Here is a 24,372-nt window from a genome sequence, read left to right on the forward strand (position 1 = left end):
GGGTTGCCCCATTCGGATATCTGCGGATCAACTTGTATGTGCCAATCCCCGCAGCTTTTCGCAGCTTATCACGTCCTTCATCGTCTTTGAGAGCCAAGGCATTCCCCATACGCCCTTATTTAGCTTATTGTACTTTTTGCTTTTTTAATGAGTTACTATTTAATTTACAATTTTCAGTCACAATCCTTAATAAATAAATATCAAGTACCGATTATTACACCTTGTAAATTAAATTTGTGATTAATTATACATCGCTCGTTGTGAGTATAATTAATCCTAATATATTATTATAAAATTAGATAAATCTAATTGTTATTTTTCATGTATCTTTTTTCAATATGTCAATGAACGTTGCAATACCCAAATTAATTGGGTATCTCATCTTTGTTATTGCTAACTTTAATGAGATTCCCACTTTCACGGGAACTTTGGTGGAGAATATCGGAGTCGAACCGATGACCTCCTGCGTGCAAGGCAGGCGCTCTAGCCAGCTGAGCTAATCCCCCAAATTTAAGAACTCCGAATGTTGTATTCAGAATTACCTTTTTTAGAATTGACAACTTCTAGAATTTCCTTTGTCTTATAGTATGTACTAAATAACCCTAAATTACTTTAAGATTATACTAGTAGTCTCAGGCAGACTCGAACTGCCGACCTCTACATTATCAGTGTAGCGCTCTAACCAGCTGAGCTATGAGACTCTACTATAATAGATTTTAAATTAACAGCAGGAGAATAAACAATTTCTTTTCTTGTTTTAAATTTACTTGGTCGTCTTTCTCTAGAAAGGAGGTGTTCCAGCCGCACCTTCCGGTACGGCTACCTTGTTACGACTTAGCCCTAGTTACCGATTTTACCCTAGGCCGCTCCTTACGGTGACGGACTTCAGGCACTCCCAGCTTCCATGGCTTGACGGGCGGTGTGTACAAGGCCCGGGAACGTATTCACCGCATCATGGCTGATATGCGATTACTAGCGATTCCAGCTTCACGGAGTCGAGTTGCAGACTCCGATCCGAACTGTGATAGGGTTTATAGATTCGCTCCTGGTCGCCCAGTGGCTGCTCTCTGTCCCTACCATTGTAGCACGTGTGTAGCCCAGGACGTAAGGGCCGTGATGATTTGACGTCATCCCCACCTTCCTCACAGTTTGCACTGGCAGTCTTGCTAGAGTTCCCGACATGACTCGCTGGCAACTAACAACAGGGGTTGCGCTCGTTATAGGACTTAACCTGACACCTCACGGCACGAGCTGACGACAACCATGCAGCACCTTGTAATGTGTCCGAAGAAAAAACTATCTCTAGTCCTGTCACACTACATTTAAGCCCTGGTAAGGTTCCTCGCGTATCATCGAATTAAACCACATGCTCCACCGCTTGTGCGGGCCCCCGTCAATTCCTTTGAGTTTCATTCTTGCGAACGTACTCCCCAGGTGGGTCACTTATCACTTTCGCTTAGCCACTCAAACCGAAGTTCGAACAGCTAGTGACCATCGTTTACGGCGTGGACTACCAGGGTATCTAATCCTGTTCGCTCCCCACGCTTTCGTCCATCAGTGTCAGTTGATTATTAGTAATCTGCCTTCGCAATTGGTATTCTATGTAATATCTATGCATTTCACCGCTACACTACATATTCTAACTACTTCATAATAACTCAAGATAACCAGTATCAAAGGCAATTCTACAGTTGAGCTGCAGGATTTCACCTCTGACTTAATTATCCACCTACGGACCCTTTAAACCCAATGATTCCGGATAACGCTTGGATCCTCCGTATTACCGCGGCTGCTGGCACGGAGTTAGCCGATCCTTATTCTTACAGTACCGTCAAGCTGCTACACGTAGCAGTGTTTCTTCCTGTATAAAAGCAGTTTACAACCCATAGGGCAGTCATCCTGCACGCGGCATGGCTGGATCAGAGTTGCCTCCATTGTCCAATATTCCTCACTGCTGCCTCCCGTAGGAGTCTGGTCCGTGTCTCAGTACCAGTGTGGGGGATCCCCCTCTCAGGGCCCCTATCTATCGTTGCCATGGTAAGCCGTTACCTTACCATCTAGCTAATAGAACGCATAGTCATCTTGTACCGTAACCTTTAATGATATCTTGATGCCAAGTCATCATACTATGAGGTATTAATCTTCGTTTCCAAAGGCTATCCCTCAGTACAAGGTAGATTCTATACGCGTTACGCACCCGTGCGCCGGTCGTCGGCGGTGCAAGCACCCCGTTACCCCTCGACTTGCATGTGTTAGGCCTGCCGCTAGCGTTCATCCTGAGCCAGGATCAAACTCTTCATCGTTAAATTTTAAAGTCTTTCGACTAATTTGCTTAACAACCAAAGAAATTAATTTTAGTACTCAAAATGGCTTATTCTCTTGTTTGAAAATTATCGTTTCCAATAACTCTCTTACGCTGTCAATTCAATATGTGTATGAACTTGTTTTCTGTTTCTCTAAGACCTTTATCGCTTAGCGGGTGCAAATATAAAACTTATTTCCAATCCCACAATACTTTTTATAAAAAAAACTAAATCTTTTTTTAATCCGTATCTCAATAAATTTCTTTTGAACTTTTTTGAAAAAACATTGCTGTTTTTTCGGATTGCAAACTTACAACCTTTTTTTGTCATCTCAACGCTTATTTTAAAAAAATAATCTTTTTTTGTAAGCCTTTTAATGAACGTTGCTTTGCTGCCCAAGTCTACACCTGTTTCGCTTAGCGGGTGCAAATATAGATTCTTTTTTAGTTATGGCAACCCTTTTTTTAGAACTTTTTTAATCTTTTTTTAACCACCCCCTTACCGCCTTTGTTTTAAGCACATTACAAACAAAAATAATCTTGTTTTTTTAGAGCCAATCTGTCCTTTATATATAGGCTCTTTTTTCCAAGGCTTTGAAACTATTTGTTATCCAAGCGTGAATAACACCCTTTCTATAGAGACAGCACCAAAAAAGAGAATACTTTACACTTAGCTATTTGCCCGCGTTAGGGGTTGCAGCGGCATCCTTTTGCTTTTTTGCAAAAGATACAGCGGAAAACCCGACCTGAAAGGGAACGCCCTAATGGTTATTTTGAGAATTAATATATATGTATTGCCTGTGAATGGGTAAGGTATTATCTTTGCGTCTTTAATTATTTGAAACATATGATACAAATTACTTTACCTGATGGGAGTGTGAAGCCTTTTGAGCTTAATACAACACCAATGGATGTTGCAAAAAGCATTAGCGAAGGCTTAGCTAGAAACGTTATTTCGGCGCGTTTTAATGGAACAACAGTTGAAACGACAACCCCATTAACCACAGACGGTAGTTTGATTTTGTATACTTGGAATACTGATGAAGGTAAGACGGCCTTTTGGCATTCGAGTGCTCACGTTTTGGCTCAAGCTATTCAAGAACTCTATCCTGATGCAAAACTGACTATTGGTCCCGCTATTGAACGTGGCTTTTATTATGATGTTGACTTTGGAGAGACTACAATTTCAGAAAAGGATTTTAAAACTATTGAAGATAAGATGCTTGACATCGCTCGTGGTAAACATGACTTTGTAATGCGAAGTGCTACTAAAGCAGAGGCTTTGGAATTATACAAGGACAATCCTTTTAAAACCGAATTAATTGAGAATTTAGAAGATGGTACTATCACTTTTTGTGATCACGCTACGTTTACTGATTTGTGTCGCGGTGGGCACATACCAAATACTGGAATTATAAAAGCTACTAAAGTACTGTCTGTTGCTGGTGCTTACTGGCGCGGTGATGAGAATAAACCACAGCTTACACGTGTTTATGGTATTAGTTTCCCTAAACAAAAGGAGCTGACCGAATATTTAGCCCTTTTAGAAGAAGCAAAAAAACGGGATCATAGAAAATTAGGTAAAGAACTAGAGCTTTTTACCTTTTCTCAAAAGGTTGGTGCTGGTTTACCATTATGGTTACCAAAAGGAACTGCGTTACGTGAACGTTTAGAGAACTTTTTAAAGGCCGCACAAAAGAAAGCAGGTTACGAGATGGTTATGACGCCGCATATTGGTCAAAAAGAATTATATGTAACTTCTGGTCATTATGAGAAATATGGTGAAGATAGCTTTCAGTCAATAAAAACACCTAAAGAAGGTGAAGAGTTTTTATTGAAGCCCATGAATTGTCCGCATCACTGTGAGATATATAATGCAACACAGTGGTCTTATAAAGATTTACCAAAACGTTTTGCTGAATTTGGAACGGTTTACAGATATGAACAAAGTGGTGAACTGCATGGTTTGACGCGTGTACGTGGTTTTACCCAGGATGACGCCCATATATTTTGTACTCCTGATCAATTAGATACCGAATTTAAAAATGTAATAGACTTAGTCCTTTATGTCTTTGGTTCATTAGGCTTCGAAAATTTTACGGCACAAGTCTCTTTAAGAGATCCTGAAAATCCTGACAAATATATTGGAAGTGATGAAAATTGGGAAAAAGCTGAAAAGGCTATTTTGAATGCTGCCATAGATAAAGGTTTAAATTACGTTGTAGAAACAGGTGAAGCCGCTTTTTACGGTCCGAAATTAGATTTCATGGTCAAAGATGCCTTAGGAAGACAATGGCAACTTGGCACTATTCAAGTAGATTATAATTTACCAGAACGGTTTGAACTGAATTATAAAGGGAGTGATAACGAACTGCATAGACCTGTAATGATTCACCGTGCTCCTTTTGGCAGTATGGAACGTTTTATTGCCATTTTATTAGAACATACCGGAGGGAATTTCCCACTGTGGTTAATGCCTATTCAAGTTTCGGTATTAACTCTTAGTGAGAAATATGAGAAATACGGTGAAAAAGTTTTAAATTTGCTAGAAAATCACGAAATTCGCGCTTTGGTAGATAACCGAAGTGAAACGATTGGTAAGAAAATTAGAGAGGCCGAAATGAATAAGACGCCCTATATGATTATCATCGGCGAGAATGAGGAGCAAGAAAACATGATCTCTGTTAGACAACATGGTGGAGAAGATTTAGGCACGATAAGTGTAGAAGTCTTTTCAGAAATTGTAAAAACAGAGATAAATAAAACATTGAAACAATTTTAAAATTAACGTTTAACTAAAATACATAAGTCATAGCAATACGTAGAAAAAGATCGAAAGGGCCTTTAAGAGTCATTAAAGAAGACCAACACAGAATTAATTCAAAAATTAGAGCAGAAAAAGTGCGTTTAGTTGGAGAAAACATCGAAGTTGGTATTTACACCATTAAAGAAGCTTTAGGCTTTGCTGAAGAGCAAGAGTTAGATCTTGTTGAAATATCACCAAAAGCTGATCCACCGGTATGTAAAGTCATGGACTATAAAAAGTTTCTTTACGAGCAGAAAAAGCGAGATAAGGCTTTAAAGTCTAAAGCAACGAAGGTCATTATTAAAGAAATTCGATTTGGTCCTCAAACAGATGATCATGATTACGAATTTAAAAGAAAACATGCAGAGAAGTTTTTAAAAGACGGTGCTAAGCTTAAAGCTTTCGTATTCTTTAAGGGACGTTCGATTGTGTTTAAAGAACAAGGTCAAATATTATTATTGCGTTTAGCGCAAGATCTTGAAGAACTTGGTAAAGTGGAGCAAATGCCAAGATTAGAAGGTAAGCGTATGACTATGTTTATCGCTCCAAAAAAATAGATAATACTCCTTTTAAGGATTGAGATATTATAAGTGAAATCATTAAAAAACTAGGAAACAAGATGCCTAAAATGAAAACAAAATCTAGTGCTAAAAAGCGTTTTAAGCTTACAGGTACTGGGAAGATTAAAAGAAAGCACGCGTTTAAGAGTCACATCTTAACAAAGAAGTCTAAAAAACGTAAGCTTGCTCTAACGCATAGTACATTAGTACATCCTGCGGATGAGAATAATATTAAAATCATGTTACGTTTAAAGTAACATAATCTTAATAGGTTTCAAATTATTTATAAACCCTGGAGTAAGGCAAATTAAGATTTAAAAAAGTGTCAATTATTGACCGCCTACTACAAAACACATTTAAATTATGCCAAGATCAGTAAATTCTGTAGCCAAAAGAGCCAGAAGAAAAAAAGTGCTTAAACAAGCAAAAGGTTACTTCGGACGTCGTAAAAACGTTTGGACAGTAGCAAAAAATGCGGTTGACAAAGCGATGCAATATTCGTATAGAGATCGTAGGGTAAAAAAGAGAACATTCCGTGCATTATGGATCACGCGTATCAACGCAGGAGCCCGTTTACATGGTATGACTTACTCACAATTTATGGGTAAATTAAAAGCTAATAACATCGAATTAAACCGTAAGGTTTTAGCTGATTTAGCAATGAATAGCCCAGTAGCTTTTGAAGCTATTGTGAATAAAGTAAAATAAGGGCATTTTGCCAATTGAATAATATCATTTCACTTATATAATTAAAATCCGATTCGAAAGAATCGGATTTTTTTGTTTTGGCTCATTTGATTTTAAAAAACTGATCACAATTTTTAAGTTAAGCTTAACGCTACTGTTAGTCCTTTTTTCATATAATGCCTTATTTTTAAATTCTAAACCTTTTACGATTTTGAAAGATATTAAGTTAGTAATTACAGATATGGATGGCACCTTATTGAATTCTAAAGATGAAGTAAGCGCTGTCTTTTTTGAATTATATAACGCTTTAAAACAACACAACATTAAATTTGTAGCTGCCAGTGGAAGACAGCATAGCAGTATAATAAGCAAGTTGGATGCTATAAAAAATGACATCACCATTGTTTCAGAAAATGGCGCACTCATTCGGGAAGCTGAAACCGAATTGCTTTTCACAAAATTCCCCATTGAATCCATTAAAAAACTGATTCCAGTGATTAGAAGTATTCCTAATACTCACATTATTTTATGCGGAAAAGATGCTGCTTACATAGACTCTAATGATGCGCATTTTAATTCTGTTTTTACTGAATATTATAGGACTTATAAAAAAGTTGAAGATCTTAGCAAAATTGAGGCCGACGACTTTATGAAAATCGCTATTTATCATCCTGATAATTCTGAAAAACACATTTACCCTAAACTGCAACATTTAGAGCATGAGATAAACGTAAAGGTATCTGGTGAACATTGGGTAGATTTATCTGTGCCTAATGCAAATAAAGGGTATGCCTTAGATTTCCTTCAGAACAAATGGAATATAAAACCTGAACATACGATGGCTTTTGGTGACTTTAATAATGATCTCGAAATGCTAAAACTGGCTGCTTTTAGTTATGCGATGGCTAATGCACATCCTAACGTTAAGGCTTTATCGAAATTTTCAACAAAAAGCAATGATGACTTTGGCGTAGAGTCTATTTTAAAACAGCTTATTGCGGCTAAATCTTAACCATTACACTCTACTTATAGCAGAAATATTGAGCGTTTCTTCTCTCCCTTTTAGATTTACATCGCCTATGGCTTTGGTTTTGTAATTAGTAGACAAGCTTAATTGATTCAATAATTCATCGGAAATTAAGAACCACTCATTATATTTATTACACTCGCCTTGAATTCTGGCTGTGGTATTAATCACATCGCCATGATAGGCGATCTCTTTTTTTACTGTTCCTACTTCTGTAACTATAAGCTTACCACCGTGAACACCGGCTTTAAATTTAGGCACCAAACCATACTTCTTCTTGTAAATTTTAGATTTTCGATTAATTCGATTTTGAAAATGATAATATAAATTGACACAATTATCATTGCGTAACCCTTTTTTAAAAGACCAACTCAGGACTGCTTCATCCCCTACATATTGATAAATATTGGCATCATATCTTCTTACAATACCATTTAAATCATTAAAACACTCCTGTATTAATCTACTGTATTGATAATGTCCCAAATCTTCAGCTATTGTTGTAGACGCCTGTAGATCTACGAACATGAAAATTCGTTTTTCTTCTCTAGGTTTACGATATTTTCCAATTAAAAAATTAAAAAAAACACCTCTGCCAAATTTTTCATTAGCAATTCTAATAAAAGAATAGATTAAAGAGCAAATAATAAAATAGCAAACAAGGAGCCAAAAAATCTTACTGTTCTTCCACCAGCCTTCTTCTATGGTAAGATTTAAATCTAATGTGTCTTCGGCTAATTTAAAAATATAGTTTACAGATAAAATAATACCTATGAAGTAAATGACAAATTTTTGCAGCAACACGACACCTAATGATAAATTCCTTGACAGTAATTTATCAAAGAGAAATTCAATAATTGCAAATAAAGTTCCAATGAACAAGCCTAATAAGACACCATAATATAAAATTTTAGAAATAGAATAATCTGTAACAGTTACCCCCTCTTCTGCTCCTATTGCATAATATCTTATAAAAATAAAGACACAAAACGCGAGTGTCCAAAAGATACATGTAGTAATTAAAAGACGAAGAAATTGGAATGTGGTTGTTTTCAATTATAAGGTTATTTAGTTATTTTGAGATCTCTATTAAAGCTATTTTAAACTCCTCTCCTGCCAAGCTACACGATCTTCTTATCAAAAAAATTAAAAGGTTATACGGCCTATTTAAATTTCAATTTTTGGAGAATGGTTTCTTTTGTTATCATCTAATTAAAATGGCTATGGACTAAGTTAAGAAAAAAGAAATGACTTTTAGAGCTATAGGACCAAATGGTAAATCTGGTACTATCATAGCTTATAATTTTTCACAAAACCGCTTCTCATTATGTAATAGTGACATTAAGAAATGATGCTTAAGTTTTCTGTTTCTTCTTCTTAGCCGCGGGAAACAACACATTATTTAAAATAAGTCGATAGCCTGGAGATGTTGGATGTAGATCAAGTTCTGTCTTGGGATCACCAACTTTATGCGTGTAATCTTCCGGATCATGACCGCCATAGAAGGTAAAAAATCCTTTTCCTTTGATACCATGAATGTATTTAGCTTCGCCATTGGTTCTATTTTCACCCATAACGAGCACATTACTTTTTATTTGCTCCCGATTAAATGACGTGGTTTGCCCCATAAACCCTTTGACTAAAGCAGTATGATTTTGACACAACATAGTAGGAATTGGGTCCCATTTTGCCGAGAAATCCATAAGAGAAAAGTAATCTGTTTGTTTTGGTATTTGCCTTACTGGCGTCATATCTATACTTGAAAACTCATACTCTAAAGGACTTCGTTCCAAAGTATAATCTTTAAATGCAAACGTTTTTTGATAGTCAATTTTTGCTTGATAATTAGCATCACTTCCATCTCCATCAAACATTGGTTCACAAATATCTACATTTTCAGCTGATAGCGCGATGTCAAAACTATCTGTTGCACTACACATCGCAAACATAAAACCACCACCAACAACATAATCTCTAATTTTACGCGCTACGGCTCCTTTTTCTTCAGAAACCTTAGAAAAACCAAGTTTTGTAGCTAATGCTTCTGCTTCTTTTTTCTCTTCTATATACCATGCGGCAGTACGATAACGTGCATAAAACTTACCATATTGCCCTGTAAAATCTTCGTGATGTAGGTGTAACCAGTCGTATAATACGAGTTCATCTTTTAAAACATTTTCATCGTAAATGGTCTCGTATGGAATTTCAGCATAGGTTAACACCATGGTTACAGCATCATCCCATGGGAGTTTCCCTTTTGGAGTATATACCGCAATTTTTGGTGCTTTTTCCAAAATAATAGCTTCCATATTTTTACTTGGACTGCTAATTTCTTGTAATATACTTTCTGCTTTAGAGTCGCTCAACACTTCGAAACTAACCCCTCTAATTTGACATTCACGCTGTATCCTTTCGGTATCTGGCAATAAGAATGAGCCGCCTTTATAATTAAGCAACCACTTAACTTTAGTTCCCTTCTCCAGAACCCAATACGTAATGCCGTAAGCCTTCAAATGATTTTTTTGTGTTTCTGCATCCATGGGTATAATGATATACGATGCAAAAGCCTGAGCTACAAATAGAAATAATATAAATGATATAAGAATCTTTTTCAAAAGGATGTATTTTAAGTACTAGATTGAAAGATAATCAAAAATTGTTCCCTTTTTACTGCTCAAAAGTTAATATTAGGCTGAAATAATCTTTGCGAGTCCCCGAGTACTGTTAAATTGTTCGAAAATAATTTTCAGAAATACGGTAATAGGAATGGCCATTATTAAACCTGCCACGCCCCAAATAAAACCCCAAAACATAAGCATGACTAAAACTGTTATCACATTAATAGAAAAGGATTTACCCATAAAAATAGGCTCCAGAATACTACCATATAGCACTTGAGTTCCTGATATAGCAATGATAAAAAACAGTAAAGTACTAGAAGGCTCTAATTCAACAAAAGCAAAAATGGATAACAAAATAACGGTTACAAAAGACCCCACCATTTGAACGAAGTTAATTAAGAAGGCAAATAATCCCCAAAAAATAGGGAAGCTTACATCAAATAAGTAACAGGCTAATCCTGTAAACACCCCGGTTAGAAAACTCACTAAAAACTTTACTTTAATAAACGTTATTAAGTCATTTTCAATTTTAATAAATGTTCGAATAGACTGGTGTCTTTTCTTTAATATCGTTTTATTAAGTACGTTCTCAATATTAATAGATTCAGCTAACCAAAGCACTACAAAAAAAACAGTCATTAAAACAGCCGTTAAGGTTTTACTTATAAAACTTAAAGTGCTTCCAAAGTTTTTAAAAACGGCTTCTTTATTTAAAAAGCGCGATAATTTTGTGTTTTCTGGGTTGGCATTTTTAATGCCAAAAATAGATTCTACTTCATAAACTAGATCATTAATCTTTGATTCTGCTTGTAAAAAGAATTCAGAATCATTTTCTGCGATTTGTTTACTTGAGAGCTTTACTAACTCGACACCTAGTTTAATGCCTAAAAAAATGATTAAAATAATAATAAAAATACTAATTATTTTATGTACGCCTCGTCGTTTTAGAAATCGCATTAACGGGAGGAACAATAAGGCAATAAACATTGAAAACACCAATGGAATGAATATAAACGATAGTATTTTAAGTAAATAAAATACAATAGGAATTACAATAATTAGAAGTAAATAATTCGTTGTACGTATTTTATCCATTGGAGCATTTTTTATTGAACAAAAGTAAACTATCGTTGACTATCTATGAAAAGTTTAACAAGAGATTAATTAAAAGGGCACATCATCATCCTCTGGCGCATCAAAGGCATCTTGAGGAGACGCAGTAAAGCCCCCTGATTTTAAGGTGTCATCGTTTGCAGCAGCATTCATTTTAGAATGAAATTCCTGACCAAACGGTGTATCGAAGTCATCTAAATTGTCAAATTTACCTAAGTTTCCAATAAATTTTAAGCGGATATTTTCTAATCCTCCATTTCTGTGTTTTGCCACAATAAATTCTGCCTGGCCAGCTGTAGGTGAATGCTCATCATCATCCCACTCGTCTATTTTATAATATTCTGGACGGTAGATAAAGGATACAATATCTGCATCTTGCTCAATAGCTCCAGATTCACGTAAATCTGAAAGTAAAGGTCTTTTACTCCCGCCACGTGTTTCAACAGCACGCGATAGTTGAGAAAGAGCAATTACTGGCACAGATAACTCCTTGGCTAATGCTTTTAAGTTACGAGAAATAGTAGAAATTTCCTGTTCACGATTTCCACCAGATCCAGCAGCTGTCATTAACTGCAAATAATCAATAATAATCATTTTAATGCCGTGTTGTGAAGCCAATCGTCTAGCCTTTGCCCGTAAGTCGAAAATAGAAAGTGATGGTGTATCATCAATAAATAATGGTGCTTTCTCTAATGCTTTCACTTTTACGTTAAGCTGTTCCCATTCGTGTTTTTCTAATTTCCCTGTTCTTAATTTTTCTGAAGACAATCCTGTTTCACTAGAAATAAGACGTGTAATTAATTGAACAGATGCCATCTCTAAAGAGAAAAACGCCACAGGAATGTTATGATTCACTGCGATATTTCTAGCCATAGATAAGGTCAAGGCTGTTTTACCCATACCTGGACGTGCAGCAACGATAATTAAATCACTTTCCTGCCAGCCAGAGGTTAATTTATCTAGTTTATCAAAGCCAGAAGGAATACCACTCATTCCTTCTTTCTTAGAAATTTCTTCAATTTTCTTTTTTGCCTGGATTACTAAATCCTGAGCTGTTTCACTGGATTTTTTAATATTCCCCTGTGTAACTTCGTATAGTTTAGATTCTGCTCTATCTAATAGATCGAAAACATCCTGAGTTTCGTCATAAGAATCTTCAATAATTTCACTTGAGATTTTGATTAAACTACGTTGAATAAATTTTTGTAGAATAATACGAGCATGAAACTCAATATGTGCTGAAGAGGATACTTTTTGCGTTAAAGAAATAAGATAAAAATCACCTCCTGCTAAATCGAGCTTGGCGTTTGTCTTTAACTGTGTAGAAACAGTTAATAAGTCAATAGGCTGACTCTCTTGAAACAACATGAAAATGGCTTCAAAGATGTGTTGATGTGATTCTTTATAGAAAGCATCAGGGCTTAAAATATCGATTACTTCATCAACTCCTTTTTTGTCGATCATCATCGCGCCAAGCACAACCTCCTCTAAATCAATAGCTTGCGGAGGGATTTTACCTCTTTCGAGGTTTATTATTGTACTTTTATCGACTTTATAGCCTTGTATTTGGTTGGGTTGTTTCATCTGTGACGAAAGTAAAAAATTTGTAGAAAGAAAGTGCTGAATTAAGATACTCAATCTTAACACTTCATCAACAATTTAACTGTTAATAACTTAATTTTATTGTTAATAAGCATAAAAAAAACTGAAAGTTACACTTTCAGTTTTAAGGATATGCTTCATAATCGCTGCTAACCTTTAAAGACTCCCATTTGAGAATATTTATCCATTCGCATTTCGACTAATTCTTTTGGTGATAAGTTTTTAAACTCATCATAAGATTTTAAAATCGCTTCTTGAACTATTGCAAATGTTTTTTCACGATCTGTATGGGCGCCACCTAACGGCTCTTTTACTATTTCATCTACTAACTTCATTTTTTTCATGTCGCTAGCTGTTAATTTTAAAGCTTCTGCTGCTTGCTCTTTAAACTCCCAGCTGCGCCATAAGATAGACGAGCATGATTCTGGTGAAATAACAGAATACCATGTATTCTCAAGCATTAATACTTTATCACCAACTCCAATACCCAATGCACCTCCAGAGGCACCTTCTCCAATGACTACAGTTATAATAGGCACTTTCAAGCGGGTCATCTCTAAAATGTTTCTAGCGATAGCTTCCCCTTGTCCGCGTTCTTCAGCTTCTAAACCTGGGTAAGCTCCTGGCGTATCTAATAAGGTAATCACAGGAAGTCCAAATTTCTCTGCAGACTTCATTAACCGTAGAGCCTTTCGATACCCTTCAGGATTAGCCATCCCAAAATTTCTGTATTGTCTGGTTTTTGTATTGTATCCTTTTTGCTGACCAATAATCATAAAACTCTGATCTCCAATTTTCCCCAAACCGCCAATCATGGCTTTGTCATCTTTAAAATTTCGATCACCATGCAACTCTAAAAAGGAGTCTCCACATATGGCTTTGATATAATCTAAAGTATACGGTCTGTTAGGGTGACGCGATAGTTGTACGCGTTGCCATGGGGTTAGGTTTTTATAAATTTCCTTCTTAGTGGCTACTAACTTTTTCTCGATTTGTTTACAAGTCTCTGTTACATCGACATCACTTTCTTCTCCAATAACCTGACACTTGTCTAGTTGATCTTCTAGTTCTTTGATAGGTAATTCAAATTCTAAATATTCCATAGGGAATGATTTTATAATATTTAGTTAGCCTACAAAACTACACTTTTTTTTGGTTTTGATTTTGGCATTTAACACTAAATCCAAAATTCTATAGTGTACTTCTTTTTAATCGTTTTAGTTTGAAGGCTTTTCGGTTTTTTAGAACCCCATTTAAAAGTACGGTTCCTAAAATTATAAAAGCGCCATAATAAAAATTTGGCGCCATCTTTTCGGTTTCCGGAAAGATTAAAAGCGCCAATATAATGCCGTAAATAGGCTCTAGATTGTATGTTAGTACGACTGTATACGGACTAATATACCTCATAACATATATTGAAGCAATAAATGCATAGGTTGTACAAACAGAAGCCAAAATAAAAAGGTAACCAAAATCACTTGCGCTTAAATTAAAATAGGCTACAGAAAAACCGTTACCAAAAAACGCAATAAAGATTGAAATAAAAATAACACCACTTAAAAATTCGTAAAACGAAATCTTCGTTGCAGAATGTTTCTCCAAGAATTTTCCGTTAAGTACAGCAAATAATGAAGAAAAAAAAGCAGATGAAATACCCAAAAGGATGCCGTAAATGTATTTCATTTCGCTTTGAAGAATAATGTATATGCCAGCAATAACTATAATTCCGAAAATAATTTCGTACCAAATAATCTTCCGCTTATAAATAATGGGCTCTATAAAAGAAGCAAAAAACGCACCTGTTGAGAACATCGCCAAAGCAATGGATACGTTAGACACGTCTATAGCACCAAAGAAGGTAATCCAATGTAAAGCAATAATAACTCCCGCAAAAGCAAATCTAAAAAGGGATCTTCGGTCTACTGAAATATTGACTTTCGCTATTTTAATATAAACAAACATTAAAACTGAAGCTATTATCATACGGTACCAAACCAAAGATACCGCCTCGATACTAATGAGCTTGCCTAATATGGCCGTGAAACCAGCAATAAAAACTAAAACATGTAAGTGCAGGTAGTTTTTAAGTTTATCGTTTAGCATGGTACAAGAGAATGATAGCTAAAATACCGAATATAAAATTAGGAAACCAAACAGCAATCAGTGGCGAAAAATCAGACTGTGAGGCTAAAGTGCCAAAAATCTTATCGAAAAACACAAAAATCATGGCGGTACAGATGCCAAATGCAAGGTTCACTCCCATGCCACCACGTCTTTTAATAGAAGAAACAGCAACTGCTATAATGGTTAAAATAAATACTGAAACTGGTAAACTCCATTTACGATACAGTTCTAATTTGTAGCGTCCAATGTTTGAGGATCCTCTTTTTTCTTCTTTCTTAATAAAATTTCTTAATTCAAAATAAGGCAAGGTCTCTGCGATATATTCGTCTGGCACTAAATCTTCCAGGTCGAATGCGAACAGTGTATCTTTCTTTCTTTCGTTAATGATAACGTCCTCATTATCTGTAATGATTCTTTTTTCATAATTACGTAGGCTATATATCGTGTCTTCCTCAATATAACGTATACTTGCAGCACTAATTTTGTAGGTCATTTTATCTCCTTCAAAGTGCTCTAAGGTAAAATTTAAACCTTGACTTCTCTTGCCATCAAAACTACTCACATAGATAATATCGTTATCATTAATTTGTTTTAATAGCTTTTGATTCCCCGTATCTTTCCTTCCTTTTAAATATTTGTATTGAAAGTCATTGAAACCTTCACTCGCCTTTGGTGCTAAGTATAAACCTAAAACAATGGAGATTATTCCAACAATAACGGCTCCTATTATATAAGGTCTTAGAAATCTTGAAAAGGAAACCCCCGAGCTTAAAAAAGCAACAATCTCTGTATTATTAGCTAATTTAGAGGTAAACCAGATGACTGATAAGAATAAAAACAGTGGAAATAATAAGTGTGCAAAATAAATAGTAAAGTCTAAAAGATAGAGCATCACTTCACCAAGAGGGACTTCTTTTTCTAAAATCTTACCAATTTTTTCGGCGAGATGTACTGTAATTCCAATAGGAATAAACAGCAAAATCATCATCAAAAAAGTGAGGAGATAACGTTTTAATATGTACCAATCGAGAATTTTCACTGGCTATAATCTATTATTCATTTGCTTTACCATTTTATCTTTCCACGTTCTAAAATCTCCTGCTAAAATATGTTTTCTAGCTTCACGAACCAACCATAAATAAAATCCTAAATTATGAATCGTTGCAATTTGCTTTCCAAGTAATTCATTAACAGAAAACAAATGACGCAAATACGCTTTCGAATATTCTGTATCTACCCAAGTCATAGCCATCTCATCTATTGGCGAAAAATCTTCACGCCATTTTAGATTTTTAATATTTATGCTACCATATGCGGTAAATAACATGCCATTTCGTGCATTACGTGTAGGCATGACACAATCAAACATATCAACACCTAAAGCGATGTTTTCTAAAATATTTATAGGTGTTCCAACCCCCATTAAATAGCGGGGCTTATCTTCTGGTAATATATCGGTAACGACTTCTGTCATCGCATACATTTCATCAGCTGGTTCTCCAACCGAAAGTCCGCCAATGGCATTTCCTTGTGCTCCTGCATTGGCAATATATTCCGCAGATTGTTTACGCAAATCTTTATAAGTACTCCCTTGAACAATAGGAAAAAACGTTTGTTCATAGTCGTACATAAAGGGTGTTTTGTCTAAATGCGTTAAACAACGCTCTAACCAACGATGCGTCATATGCATAGAACGTTTCGCATAGTTATAATCGCATGGGTATGGTGTACATTCATCGAACGCCATAATAATATCTGCACCAATACTGCGCTGAATTTCCATGACATTTTCTGGTGTAAATACATGATAACTCCCATCAATATGCGACTTAAATTTCACACCTTCTTCTTTAATTTTTCGTCTTGAAGATAAAGAATATACTTGGTAGCCTCCAGAATCGGTTAAAATATTACGATCCCAATTCATGAATTTGTGCAATCCACCTGCCTTTTCCAAAACATCTATTTGAGGTCTTAAATATAAATGGTAGGTGTTTCCTAATATAACATCTGGATTTATTTCTTCTTTTAACTCACGTTGGTGTACCCCTTTTACGGTTCCAACAGTTCCAACAGGCATGAAAATAGGTGTTTCAATAACACCATGATCTGTGGTTAATACTCCTGCTCTAGCGTTACTTTGGGTGTCTTTAGCTTTTATGTCGAATGTCATTCTTACTTATAAATTCAGTGCGTAAAGATAAATAACAAAATCACAATGCTTCTTAAACATTTAATAAAATTGAACGGATTCTAAATATTGTTAGTAAATCATGGTAATTCGTTAATAAGTGAAGTCCTATGCGCTTTGCAGATGGGCGTCAAAAAGTTACTTTTGATGCGATATAAATCAAGCTAAATACAATGGCAAACACACAACAACTAGAAAATATTACAACACAAGTTCGTAGAGATATTTTACGAATGGTACACAAAGTAAATTCAGGTCATCCTGGTGGTTCTTTAGGCTGTGCAGAATTCTTTGTAACCCTTTACAATGAAATTATGGATAGAAAAGAGGGCTTTGATATGGATGGTATTGGAGAAGATCTCTTTTTTCTTTCAAACGGTCATATCTCCCCTGTTTACTATAGTGTTTTGGCTAGAGTGGGTTATTTCCCTGTAGAAGAATTAAATACGTTTCGTTTAATAAATTCAAGATTACAAGGCCATCCAACGACGCACGAAGGGTTACCTGGTATTCGTATAGCCTCTGGCTCTTTAGGTCAAGGCATGAGTGTTGCTCTTGGTGCAGCTCAAGCTAAAAAACTAAATGGTTGTAAGCATTTAATTTACAGTTTACATGGTGATGGTGAATTACAAGAAGGTCAAAATTGGGAAGCTATCATGTATGCCGCTGGAAAAAAAGTTGATAATATCATCTCGACTATAGATTTAAACGGACAGCAAATTGATGGAGCTACAGATACTGTTTTACCAATGGGAGATATTAAACTAAAATTTGAAGCTTTTGGCTGGACCGTAATTGATATTGAAGAAGGCAACACTATAGACGCTATATTAAAAGGTATGGCTAAGGCCAAAGCTGAAACCGGTAAAGGAAAACCCGTTTGTGTATTATTAAATACAGTTATGGGTAATGGCGTCGATTTTATGATGCATACGCATGCTTGGCATGGTAAAGCTCCTAACGATGACCAATTAGCCATCGGTTTGGCGCAAAATCCTGAAACTTTAGGAGACTATTAATACGGTTTAATAATTACGTTTAATTTAAAAGTTACCTACTTTGGTGGGCATAAAAAATGAAAACATATACATACACAGAAAAGAAAGACACCCGTTCAGGATTTGGAGATGGACTTACAGAACTAGGAAGAACAAACCCAAATGTTGTAGCACTTTGTGCTGATTTAATTGGATCTTTAAAAATGGATCAATTTATAAAAGAAAACCCAGAACGCTTTTTTCAAATTGGAATTGCTGAAGCTAACATGATGGGAATAGCTGCTGGCTTAACCATTGGAGGGAAAATCCCTTTTACTGGTACTTTTGCAAACTTCTCTACGGGTCGTGTTTACGATCAAATAAGACAAAGCATTGCCTATTCTGATAAAAATGTAAAAATTTGTGCGTCACATGCTGGTTTAACATTAGGAGAAGATGGTGCGACTCACCAAATACTTGAAGATATTGGATTAATGAAAATGTTACCAGGCATGACCGTTATCAACCCCTGTGACTACAACCAAACTAAGGCCGCTACAATTGCCATTGCAGAGCATCAGGGTCCTGTATATTTACGTTTTGGAAGACCTTCAGTTCCTGTTTTCACTCCTGAGAATCAAAAATTTGAAATCGGTAAAGCCATTCATTTTACAGAAGGAAGTGACGTCACTATCGTTGCGACTGGACACTTAGTGTGGGAAGCTTTAGAAGCCTCAAAAGCCTTGTATGAAAAAGGAATTAGCGCTGAAGTCATAAACATTCATACGATAAAGCCATTAGATGCTAAAGCGATTATAGATTCGGTAAGTAAAACAAAATGTATTGTTACTGCAGAAGAACATAATCATTTAGGTGGTCTTGGTGAAAGTGTTGCACGTGTTTTATCGCAACACAGGCCAACCCCTCAAGAATTTGTTGCGACTAACGATACCTTTGGCGAATCTGGTACTCCAGCGCAATTAATGGAGAAATATGGTTTAAATAGTGCGTCTATAGTTAAAGCCTGTGAAAAGGTTATAAAGCGAAAGTAGAAACCGCTTTCAAGTCTTATTAAAAGGATGAAAAGCTAAATGCTTTTCATCCTTTTTTGATTAGAAAACAGTTACAATCAATAGCTGAAAAAATATTGTGGCACAATTTTCGTTTAACTTAATGAAATCATTAAAACGAATCAGTATGAAAATTTTAAAAAAATTTCACGAAGCCTTAGATAATAGGAACAGAAATCTTGTGTGTAAAAACATGTTTTTATCAGTAGTGTTTGTAATCTCGGTAGCCTCCTCGGCTCTTGCACAAGAAGGTAGCGGCTTTGGTATTAAAGGTGGTATAAACTATAATGGCAATGGCGATTATTTTAATTCCATTTCTAACACTAGCGAAGACCCTACGCGAGCGGTGGGATACCACATTGGTCTTTTTGGAAAAATTGGAACAAAGTTATATTTAAAGCCAGAATTACTATACACAAATACCAAAAGCGAATATGATCCTGGCGATTTAAACTTACAACGTATAGATGCTCCTATTTTGGTGGGACTTCAAGTTTTAGGACCTGTTAGTGTATTTGCTGGCCCAGCGTTTCAGTATATTTTAGATTCAGAATTAGAAGGCGCGACCCTTGGGTCGATAGAAAACGATTTTACGGTGGGATTAAATTTTGGAATTGGGCTTAATTTAAGCAAACTAGGAATCGATTTAAGATACGAGCGTGGTTTTAACGCTAACGAAGTCACTATTATTACCAATAATACGAGTATGCCTGTTGGCAGAATAGACACGCGCCCAGAACAGCTGATATTAAGTCTTTCTCTAAAGTTATAGCGCACTAAATTAAAAAGCCCAACTTAAACATTTAAGTTGGGCTTTTTATTATATTTTAATAGATTATTCTAAAACCTCAGTAATATTGGGGTTTAAGTAGTTTGGAAGCATTTCTCCGTTAACATCCGTCTGCGGTACTACAACCGTATGTAAAGTAAACGTGTTATCCAACTTTAATTCCGTTTTAACAAATAGTTCGTTTTCACCATTAGTCGCAATAGTATTATCGTAATACGCTACGGCTTCTGCTTTGGTCATAAACGGGCTAACACCATCATCTTCATACTCCTTTTGTTGTACTTCATCTCTAGTTAAAACGCCATCTCCATCATCATCATTATCAATAAAGTTCACCAATAAGTCACCATCTGTATTATCTTCTACTCCTGTAATATCACCATCTGGATGCTCAATATGCGATGGAATACCATCAACATCCCAATCGGTATTCGTTCTAGAAATCACCTTTAGAGTAAAGATTAAAGGAGAATACGCAGGAATAGCACTGCTTGTAGGGCGTGCAAAATACCCCAATCCTGAAGGCATAAATACTGCACCAATACCATGATCGTCAAAAGTCGTTGTACCGTCAGGATTTTGAGTGATACTAGTCGCTGTATTAAATTCAACAATCCCTTCTCTAAACCCTGCTACAACACCGCCTATACTCCCAACTCCCGTTAGATTGAATGGTTGATTTTCATCTATATTAACGGCGCCATCAAAAAATGTCCCATCAAGTACAGTACCCCTGTATAAAACTGCTGCTTTATCTAAAGAGTGAACAGGCTTACCTAGGCCTTCTCTAACCACTAAATAGTATAATTTATAATCAATACCATCTTGAGTCACTGGTTTAAAAGTCACTTGGTCAATTAAAGGTGTTTTATCGCTATTGACTCCTGCAATCGTATCAAAAACTATAGTAAAAGCATCATTAGCTTCAGAATATGGATTCGCCTCATCAAAATCTTCATAATTAAAGAAATGTGTTGCTAAATATTCTTCTATTTCTATAAGGTTTTCATCATACACTTCCTGCCTGTCACGGTCTGGAATGGCCTGAAATACGTCCTCATCATCTTTTTTACAAGATAAAACCACAAGAATTAGTGATAAAACTGGAAGGATTAACTTTCTTAAATTCATTTTTGCTTATTTTTGAGTGCAAGATAACTTTTAATCTAATCTTGTACAATATCATTAACGTAGATTTTACAATTATATGCGAATAGACAAGTACTTATGGTGTACACGGTATTTCAAAACAAGAAATATAGCGACTACCGCTTGTAAAAAAGGGCACATTAAAGTAAACGACCAAGTCGTAAAACCGAGTCGGGAGGTTTATGCCACCGATAAAATTAGTGTGCGTAAAGACCAAGTGAATTACAGCTTAACTATTTTAGATGTCCCTCCAAACAGGGTTGGTGCAAAGCTAGTGGATATTTATCGTGTGGATACCACGCCAAAATCTGCATTTGAAGCGCAAGAATTGTTAAAATATTCCAAAGATTATTATCGTAAAAAAGGCACCGGCCGCCCCACAAAAAAAGACAGACGCGATATCGATGATGTCTATTTAGAAAATGAATTATAAAATATGACAACACTAAAAAATAGTATTCTTACTCACGACGAGATAAATCATAAAATTAAGCGTATTGCTTATCAAATATATGAAAGCAATAGCGATGAAACTGAAGTGGTTTTGGCTGGCATTGATAGTAATGGTTACCTATTAGCTAAAAAGCTAAAAACGATTCTCTCTAAAATCTCACCTATAAACCCTGTGCTTTGTAAAGTTTCTATAAATAAGAAAAATCCGAGAGCACCTATAAAAACCTCTTTAACGGTTGAAGAATATACTAACAAGTCCATTGTTTTAATTGATGATGTTTTAAATTCAGGAACAACCTTGGTTTATGGTGTAAAACATTTTTTAGATGTGCCATTGAAACAATTTAAAACCGCCGTTTTGGTGAATAGAAACCATAAGAAATATCCTGTAAAAGCAGACTTTAAGGGCATTTCATTATCGACCTCTTTACACGAACATGTGGATGTTGTATTAGAAGGAAAAAAATTTGAAGCTTTTTTAAAATAACTTGGCTATAATGTTTTCTACAATGGTATCTGCAGATTGATTAGCATCTATCACGTGGTTGGCTTTATTATAAAAATAAGAACGTTCAAAAAGATGTTTGCTTATAAATTCAATAAGCGCTTCTTCTGTTTTTAAATGCGCTATTAAAGGCCGCTTTGCCGTTTCGTTAGTCACTCTTTTTATTATTTCCTGAATGGATACTTTTAAATATAACGTCTCTATAGAAGCATCATTAACTAAAGCATCCATGGTGTCATAGTAACATGGTGTTCCTCCTCCTAAAGCGATCACTAACTTTTCATCGCGACTTAAAAGTGCTGATAAATATTTTTTTTCTACTTTTCTAAAGTAGAGTTCTCCCTTTTCTTCAAATAGCGCTTTTACCGTTTTTTTTTCTTTACTTTCAATGAACTCATCCAAGTCAACAAAGTCAAAATCTATTTTTTTTGCTAATTTTTTTCCAATAAAAGACTTCCCGGAAGCCATGTATCCTAATAAAATTAAATTTTTCATACCTGTTAATCTTTGATTATTAAACGCCTACGTGAAAGCAAGACAAAAAAACAAAAATTTTTTCAAAAACATGCTTGTATTATTAATAAAAGGAATTATATTTGCACCCGCAATAAGGCATGACCTGGTAGCTCAGTTGGTAGAGCATCTCCCTTTTAAGGAGAGGGTCCTGGGTTCGAGCCCCAGCCCGGTCACTAGACTATTAAAATTACATTAAGCAGTAAGCTTGCAAATCATGCAAGGTTGCTGCTTTTGTGGTTTTTAGGCCTATTTACTTTTTAACTGGTTTTTTTATGCGAATAGAGAATACACTCCTCCACTACCCAATAAACTACCCAAAAAATATGACTGGTACGTTTACTCACAAATTGATACAAAAGAAAACGTCTATTAAAAAAGATGGTACCGCCGCACTTTATATTCAGGTTTTTATAAATAGTGAACGAAAACAGTTACCGTTAAAGATATATGTGAAGCCTTGCGAATTTGATTACAAAAACCAAGCTGTTAAAGGGAGCGCAACAAATGCGAAAGATTACAATTTAATTATAGGGCAAAATTTAGCGGCAATAAATGAAATAAAAATAAGTTACAGATTAAGCGGCCGCGCTTTAACTATGAATAACTTTATTGAGGATTTTTACAACCCATCCAGTAAAATAGATTTTATAAAGTTCTATGAATCTGAACTAAAAAACCAATTAGATCAAAATATTATAAAACACACAACCTGGAGACAACAAAACGCCACGTTGCAAAAGTTAAAAGGTTTTAGATCGAGTATTCTATTTTGTGAAGTGACAGAAGATTTAATAAACCAATTTAAAGCGCATTTAAGAACAAAACTAAAAAACCAACCCAATACTGTATACACCGCTTTAAAAAACGTAAAAAAATACCTGCATATAGCCAATAAAAAGCGAATAGTCACACCAATAAGTTTTGAAGATATAAAAGTAAAAACTATTAAAGGAAACAGGACTTTTTTAACCAGCAAAGAGTTAAACAAACTGTTTGACTTTTATAACAGTGACTTTTTGTGTGACGCCTATAAATTTGTACTAAAGAAATTCCTCTTTTCTTGTTTCACCGGGTTACGAATTAGTGATGTACAAAAAATAAGCGAAAACAATTTTTTAGAAAACCACGTTATTTTTTCGAGTGAAAAAACTAATAAGCTCCAGCGTATAAAATTGAATGAAACCGCAAAGCGATTTGTTAACCAAAACGGCAAAACGTTTGATGACGATTTTACAGATCAAACGATTAATGATTACCTGAAGGAAATTTGTAAAATTTGCGGAATTACAAAAAAAGTATCATTTCATGTTGCCAGGCATACTTTTGCAACCCAATTTTTAATTGCTGGTGGAAAAATAGAAATACTTCAGAAGATTTTAGGACATAGTAAAATTGAAACGACAATGGTTTACGTTCACATTGTAGATGAAATTATGAACGATCAAATTTCTAACATGGATTCAATTTTGAATAGACATTCGGTTTTGTGATTTTTTAACGAGATTTTTATTTTTTTTATTTTCTACGCTTTAGGTTTCCTAATTTTCTGTAACGCTGTAACAATAATGATTACAAGTAGTTTAAAATACTGTATTACAGATACTTAATAGTGTTACAGTTTTTGTTACAGTTCTGTTACAGTTTTTTAAAATAGTGTTACAGTTTTTTTAAAGCTTACATTTTAAGCCTTTTTTGGTTGTTTTTTGTAAAAGAGGGAATTATGCCATAAAATTTTAGTGTTTTTTATCGATGTTTTTTACACAAAAAAACAAGCTAGGAATTACTGTGATGGCTGGAGCAGATTACGCGATTACTGGTTTTACTTCAACAATAATAGAACAATACGAGAAAAAGTACAACTAAATAAAAAGCCACTCTG

The 24,372-nt window shown here is 35.2% G+C and carries 21 protein-coding genes, 3 tRNA genes and 2 rRNA genes (1 of these 26 only partly in view); 12 read left to right on the forward strand and 14 right to left on the reverse strand.

Features of this window, described 5'->3' with window-relative positions:
• The 4 genes from GQ46_RS04570 to GQ46_RS04585 all read right to left on the reverse strand — a co-directional run.
• A 23S ribosomal RNA gene (locus tag GQ46_RS04570) occupies positions 1-130 on the reverse strand (it extends 2,693 nt beyond the left edge of the window).
• A 299-nt stretch (positions 131-429) separates the two neighbouring features.
• A tRNA-Ala gene (locus GQ46_RS04575) sits at positions 430-506 on the reverse strand.
• Positions 507-627: 121 nt separating this feature from the next.
• A tRNA-Ile gene (locus tag GQ46_RS04580) sits at positions 628-701 on the reverse strand.
• Between the two features lie 84 nt (positions 702-785).
• Positions 786-2,303: ribosomal RNA gene (locus GQ46_RS04585) — 16S ribosomal RNA — on the reverse strand.
• The 16S and 23S rRNA genes sit together here with 2 tRNA genes alongside, the layout of an rRNA operon.
• An 846-nt stretch (positions 2,304-3,149) precedes the next feature.
• Here GQ46_RS04585 and thrS point away from each other — a divergent pair.
• The 5 genes from thrS to GQ46_RS04615 all read left to right on the forward strand — a co-directional run bounded on the left by thrS (position 3,150) and on the right by GQ46_RS04615 (position 7,367).
• Positions 3,150-5,084 carry a threonine--tRNA ligase gene (gene thrS, locus GQ46_RS04595; protein WP_044398761.1) on the forward strand — a complete coding sequence of 645 codons (1,935 nt, stop codon included), beginning with the start codon at positions 3,150-3,152 and terminating at the stop codon, positions 5,082-5,084.
• Between the two features lie 71 nt (positions 5,085-5,155).
• On the forward strand, positions 5,156-5,665 hold the full coding sequence (gene infC, locus GQ46_RS04600; protein ID WP_255350649.1) for a translation initiation factor IF-3: 510 nt from the start codon (positions 5,156-5,158) through the stop codon (positions 5,663-5,665).
• 62 nt (positions 5,666-5,727) lie between these two features.
• The gene (rpmI, locus tag GQ46_RS04605) at positions 5,728-5,925 is read left to right on the forward strand and encodes a 50S ribosomal protein L35 (RefSeq protein WP_044398764.1); all 198 of its coding nucleotides are present in this window, start codon (positions 5,728-5,730) and stop codon (positions 5,923-5,925) included.
• A gap of 106 nt (positions 5,926-6,031) precedes the next feature.
• Positions 6,032-6,376, forward strand: coding sequence for a 50S ribosomal protein L20 (gene rplT / locus GQ46_RS04610; protein ID WP_044398766.1), 345 nt, complete (start codon positions 6,032-6,034; stop codon positions 6,374-6,376).
• Positions 6,377-6,566: 190 nt separating this feature from the next.
• The gene (locus GQ46_RS04615; RefSeq protein ID WP_231567324.1) at positions 6,567-7,367 is read left to right on the forward strand and encodes an HAD family hydrolase; all 801 of its coding nucleotides are present in this window, start codon (positions 6,567-6,569) and stop codon (positions 7,365-7,367) included.
• A gap of 3 nt (positions 7,368-7,370) precedes the next feature.
• Here the strand turns inward: GQ46_RS04615 and GQ46_RS04620 are convergent, their stop codons facing one another.
• The 8 genes from GQ46_RS04620 to tgt all read right to left on the reverse strand — a co-directional run bounded on the left by GQ46_RS04620 (position 7,371) and on the right by tgt (position 17,015).
• Positions 7,371-8,438, reverse strand: coding sequence for an adenylate/guanylate cyclase domain-containing protein (locus GQ46_RS04620; RefSeq protein ID WP_044398768.1), 1,068 nt, complete (start codon positions 8,436-8,438; stop codon positions 7,371-7,373).
• A 299-nt stretch (positions 8,439-8,737) separates the two neighbouring features.
• Positions 8,738-9,922 carry a hypothetical protein gene (locus GQ46_RS04625; protein ID WP_044398771.1) on the reverse strand — a complete coding sequence of 395 codons (1,185 nt, stop codon included), beginning with the start codon at positions 9,920-9,922 and terminating at the stop codon, positions 8,738-8,740.
• 147 nt (positions 9,923-10,069) lie between these two features.
• On the reverse strand, positions 10,070-11,098 hold the full coding sequence (locus GQ46_RS04630) for an AI-2E family transporter (RefSeq protein WP_044398773.1): 1,029 nt from the start codon (positions 11,096-11,098) through the stop codon (positions 10,070-10,072).
• A gap of 69 nt (positions 11,099-11,167) precedes the next feature.
• A complete protein-coding gene (dnaB, locus tag GQ46_RS04635) occupies positions 11,168-12,700 on the reverse strand; it encodes a replicative DNA helicase (protein ID WP_044398775.1) in 1,533 nt (510 codons plus the stop codon).
• Between the two features lie 167 nt (positions 12,701-12,867).
• Positions 12,868-13,821 (reverse strand): acetyl-CoA carboxylase carboxyltransferase subunit alpha, encoded by a 954-nt coding sequence (locus GQ46_RS04640; RefSeq protein ID WP_044398777.1) that lies wholly within the window; start codon positions 13,819-13,821, stop codon positions 12,868-12,870.
• A gap of 88 nt (positions 13,822-13,909) precedes the next feature.
• Positions 13,910-14,821, reverse strand: coding sequence for a DMT family transporter (locus GQ46_RS04645; RefSeq protein ID WP_044398779.1), 912 nt, complete (start codon positions 14,819-14,821; stop codon positions 13,910-13,912).
• Positions 14,808-15,881, reverse strand: coding sequence for an LptF/LptG family permease (locus tag GQ46_RS04650; RefSeq protein WP_082041706.1), 1,074 nt, complete (start codon positions 15,879-15,881; stop codon positions 14,808-14,810). The genes GQ46_RS04645 and GQ46_RS04650 overlap by 14 nt, the downstream gene beginning before the upstream one ends.
• A gap of 3 nt (positions 15,882-15,884) precedes the next feature.
• Positions 15,885-17,015, reverse strand: a complete 1,131-nt coding sequence (gene tgt, locus GQ46_RS04655) for a tRNA guanosine(34) transglycosylase Tgt (protein WP_044398783.1) — start codon at positions 17,013-17,015, stop codon at positions 15,885-15,887.
• 191 nt (positions 17,016-17,206) lie between these two features.
• On the opposite strand from tgt, the gene GQ46_RS04660 reads away from it, so the two are divergent.
• The 3 genes from GQ46_RS04660 to GQ46_RS04670 all read left to right on the forward strand — a co-directional run bounded on the left by GQ46_RS04660 (position 17,207) and on the right by GQ46_RS04670 (position 19,852).
• Positions 17,207-18,052 carry a transketolase gene (locus tag GQ46_RS04660; RefSeq protein ID WP_044398785.1) on the forward strand — a complete coding sequence of 282 codons (846 nt, stop codon included), beginning with the start codon at positions 17,207-17,209 and terminating at the stop codon, positions 18,050-18,052.
• A 56-nt stretch (positions 18,053-18,108) separates the two neighbouring features.
• Entirely contained in the window at positions 18,109-19,062 is a 954-nt protein-coding gene (locus tag GQ46_RS04665; protein WP_044398787.1) for a transketolase family protein, read from the forward strand.
• Positions 19,063-19,207: 145 nt separating this feature from the next.
• Complete coding sequence (locus GQ46_RS04670) at positions 19,208-19,852, forward strand: outer membrane beta-barrel protein (protein WP_369793426.1); 645 nt, start codon at positions 19,208-19,210, stop codon at positions 19,850-19,852.
• Positions 19,853-19,915: 63 nt separating this feature from the next.
• Here GQ46_RS04670 and GQ46_RS04675 read toward each other — a convergent pair whose 3' ends face one another.
• Complete coding sequence (locus GQ46_RS04675) at positions 19,916-21,001, reverse strand: FKBP-type peptidyl-prolyl cis-trans isomerase (protein WP_052503402.1); 1,086 nt, start codon at positions 20,999-21,001, stop codon at positions 19,916-19,918.
• Between the two features lie 76 nt (positions 21,002-21,077).
• Between GQ46_RS04675 and GQ46_RS04680 the strand changes: the two genes are divergently transcribed.
• Together GQ46_RS04680 and GQ46_RS04685 are read left to right on the forward strand one after the other, a co-directional pair.
• Positions 21,078-21,452 carry an RNA-binding S4 domain-containing protein gene (locus GQ46_RS04680; RefSeq protein ID WP_044398789.1) on the forward strand — a complete coding sequence of 125 codons (375 nt, stop codon included), beginning with the start codon at positions 21,078-21,080 and terminating at the stop codon, positions 21,450-21,452.
• A gap of 3 nt (positions 21,453-21,455) precedes the next feature.
• Positions 21,456-21,959: a phosphoribosyltransferase family protein gene (locus tag GQ46_RS04685; protein WP_044398791.1), complete on the forward strand. Its 504-nt coding sequence runs from the start codon at positions 21,456-21,458 to the stop codon at positions 21,957-21,959.
• Here the strand turns inward: GQ46_RS04685 and GQ46_RS04690 are convergent.
• On the reverse strand, positions 21,951-22,472 hold the full coding sequence (locus tag GQ46_RS04690) for a shikimate kinase (RefSeq protein WP_044398793.1): 522 nt from the start codon (positions 22,470-22,472) through the stop codon (positions 21,951-21,953). The two genes, GQ46_RS04685 and GQ46_RS04690, sit on opposite strands and share 9 nt — an antisense overlap.
• Before the next feature lie 121 nt (positions 22,473-22,593).
• Between GQ46_RS04690 and GQ46_RS04695 the strand changes: the two genes are divergently transcribed.
• A tRNA-Lys gene (locus GQ46_RS04695) sits at positions 22,594-22,666 on the forward strand.
• Positions 22,667-22,765: 99 nt separating this feature from the next.
• Entirely contained in the window at positions 22,766-23,983 is a 1,218-nt protein-coding gene (locus tag GQ46_RS04700; protein ID WP_044398795.1) for a site-specific integrase, read from the forward strand.
• The last annotated feature ends 389 nt before the right edge of the window (positions 23,984-24,372 follow it).

This window comes from Lacinutrix sp. Hel_I_90 (assembly GCF_000934685.1).
Lineage (GTDB): Bacteria > Bacteroidota > Bacteroidia > Flavobacteriales > Flavobacteriaceae > Lacinutrix.